This is a genomic window from Dietzia maris (genome assembly GCF_014144855.1).
GTDB classification, from domain to species: Bacteria; Actinomycetota; Actinomycetes; order Mycobacteriales; family Mycobacteriaceae; genus Dietzia; species Dietzia kunjamensis.
Genome location: NZ_JAALDN010000007.1, coordinates 1 through 2,581, shown reverse-complemented (window position 1 = coordinate 2,581; position 2,581 = coordinate 1). Strand labels below are relative to the sequence as shown.

Here is a 2,581-nt window from a genome sequence, read left to right as displayed (position 1 = left end):
GCCTCGGCGTCGAGGTCCCCGATCGTGACCTGCCACCCCCCGGCCGCGAGAGCGCGGGCGGTCGCCCACCCGATCCCCGACGCCCCGCCCACCACGACGGCGGAGCGGCCGCGCGCAGCCACATCGGAACCGTCCGAGGAACTGTCGCGGTCAGTGGTGGGGACGCGTGTGCGATCCGTGTCCACGGGGCCTCCAGTAGGGTTGACGACCGGCCTCGGCGGGGTGGTCCGCCGGGCCGGAGGAAGCTGTTGACGACCGTCAACACGGGCCATAGTGTGATCTGCGCCATAGCTCTCTTGTCGGCGAGTCTGCCTCGCCGAGAGATCCGCCGAAGGGGTTCGCATGACATCGACCTGCACAATCGCCGTGATCGGCGCGGGCATCAGCGGCCTGACGACGCTGAAGATGCTCCGCGACTACGGGACTGACGCGGTGTGCTTCGAGGCGTCGGACCGGATCGGCGGGAACTGGGCGTTCGACAACCCCAACGGCAGCTCGAGTGCCTACCGTTCGCTGCACATCGACACGTCCAAGCACCAGCTGAGCTTCCGGGACTTCCCGATGCCGGAGGAGTTCCCGGACTTCCCCCACCACAGCCAGATCAAGCAGTACCTAGACGACTACGCCGAGGCGTTCGGCCTGCTGCCGGCCATCGAGTTCGAGACGCGGGTCGACCATGCCGAGCGCCTGCCGGACGGCGGGTGGGAACTGACCACGTCGCGCACCGGGTCGGCCGCACAGGCCGGGGCCGGCGGCACGGGCGGGGCCGGCGAGACCGAGACGCTCCGCTTCGACGGACTCGTGGTGGGCAACGGGCACCCGCGCTTCGCCGACTTCCCCGGCCAGTTCACCGGGGAGATGATCCACTCCCACGCCTACGTCGACCCGTGGGATCCGCTGCACCTCATGGACAAGAAGATCCTCGTGGTGGGCCTCGGCAACAGCGCCGCGGACATCGTGGTGGAGCTGTCGTCCAAGGTCATGCGCAACGAGGTGACGCTGTCCACCCGGTCGGGTGCGTGGATCGTGCCCAAGTACATCGCCGGCAAGCCGGCCGACAAGTACTTCGCGACCTTCCCGTACATCCCGTACTCGTGGCAGCGCAAGGCCATCCAGGCGATGCAGCCGATGTCGGCCGGCCGGCCGGAGGAGTACGGCCTGCCGACCCCCAACCACAAGTTCTTCGAGGCCCACCCCACGCAGTCCGTCGAACTGCCGCTGCGGCTGGGGTCCGGGGACGTCGTCGCCAAGGGGGACATCGCCCGACTGGACGGCCGGACGGTGCACTTCGAGGACGGCACCAGCGGCGAGTTCGACGTGATCATCCAGGCCACCGGGTACAACACCACGTTCCCGTTCTTCGACCGGGACTTCCTCAGCGCCGACGCCCACAACCACGTCCCGCTCTACAAGCGGATGTTCACCCCGGGCATCGAGGACCTCGCCTTTGTCGGCTTCGCCCAGTCCACCCCGACCCTGTTCCCGTTCGTCGAGGCGCAGGCCCGGCTGGTGGCGGCGTGGGCGGCCGGGCTGTACCGCACCCCGCCGGTGGCGGAGATGGAGCGGGTGATCGTGGAGGACGAGAAGAAGTACATCGGCCACATGCTCGACACACCCCGCCACCAGCAGCAGGTCGACTACTTCCTCTACGAACGCGACCTGCGCACCCGGGAGATCCCCCACGGCCTCGAGCGCGCCCGCGAGCGCGGCGCCGCCCTGCGTGACCGGGTGACGGCATGACGCCGGCCGCCCCCTCGGCGAACACCTCCCCCCGCGGCGACCGGCGCCGCGAGGCCCTGCTCGCCGCGCTCGACGACCGGCTGCGCACCACGGCCCTGGACGACATCTCGGTGGCCGACCTCACCGTGTCCGCGGGGATCACCAGGTCCGCGTTCTACTTCTACTTCGACTCCAAGGCTGCCGCCGTGGGCGTCCTGCTGGCCGCGGTACAGGACGAGGCCCGCGCGGCGGTCGAGACGATCGTGGGCGGCGAGGGAGACGTCCGCACGCGCGTGGCCGGGGCCCTCGAGAAGCTGACCGACCGCGTGTTGGAGAACGCCCACATCTACCGGGCCCTGCTCACCGCCCGCAGCAAGCACGAACAGACCCGGGCGCTGTGGAACGAGGGCCGCCGGACGCTGGCCGCCCCGATCGCCGAGTTCCTGCGCACCGAGCGCACGGCCGGTCGGGCGCCGGACGGCGTGGATCCCGAGGCACTCGCGGTGGGGCTGATCCACATCAACGAGACCGTGCTCGAGCAGCTGGCCTACGACACCGACGGCCCCCGCGAGCCACTGCTCACCGTCGCCACCGACATGTGGGTCCGCTCGGTGTACGGCCGACCCGACCCCACGGTGGATGCCGCGGCAGACCCAGGGAGAACCGCATGACCAGCCCCGTCGACATCGTCTTCCGGTCCGGATCGGGGCCGGACGCCGCCGAGTGTCGCGGCTGGTTCCTACCCGCCGCCGGCGGTGCGGGGAGCGCCGGTGACGCCGCCCGTGCCAGTGAGGCGGGCAGCCCCTGCGTGGTGCTGGGCCACGGGCTGGGCGGTACCGCGGACTCCGGCCTCATGCCGTTC

2 protein-coding genes and 2 pseudogenes are annotated in these 2,581 nt (G+C 70.8%); 3 read left to right on the top strand and 1 reads right to left on the bottom strand.

The window, feature by feature from the left end:
* Positions 1-185 (bottom strand): annotated as a pseudogene (locus tag G6024_RS17010) (hypothetical protein); the annotation flags it as partial.
* A 157-nt stretch (positions 186-342) separates the two neighbouring features.
* On the opposite strand from G6024_RS17010, the gene G6024_RS00235 reads away from it, so the two are divergent.
* The 3 genes and pseudogenes from G6024_RS00235 to G6024_RS00225 all read left to right on the top strand — a co-directional run.
* Entirely contained in the window at positions 343-1,740 is a 1,398-nt protein-coding gene (locus tag G6024_RS00235; RefSeq protein ID WP_159147553.1) for a flavin-containing monooxygenase, read from the top strand.
* On the top strand, positions 1,737-2,390 hold the full coding sequence (locus G6024_RS00230; protein ID WP_159147552.1) for a TetR/AcrR family transcriptional regulator: 654 nt from the start codon (positions 1,737-1,739) through the stop codon (positions 2,388-2,390). The genes G6024_RS00235 and G6024_RS00230 overlap by 4 nt, the downstream gene beginning before the upstream one ends.
* A pseudogene (locus G6024_RS00225) lies at positions 2,387-2,581 on the top strand (alpha/beta hydrolase); the annotation flags it as partial. The gene G6024_RS00230 and the pseudogene G6024_RS00225, both read left to right, overlap by 4 nt.

Excerpts from the sequence above, each read along its gene's own strand:
- G6024_RS00235 (WP_159147553.1), top strand. The coding sequence starts at position 343 with ATGACATCGACCTGCACAATCGCCGTGATCGGCGCGGGCATCAGCGGC.
- G6024_RS00230 (WP_159147552.1), top strand. The coding sequence starts at position 1,737 with ATGACGCCGGCCGCCCCCTCGGCGAACACCTCCCCCCGCGGCGACCGG.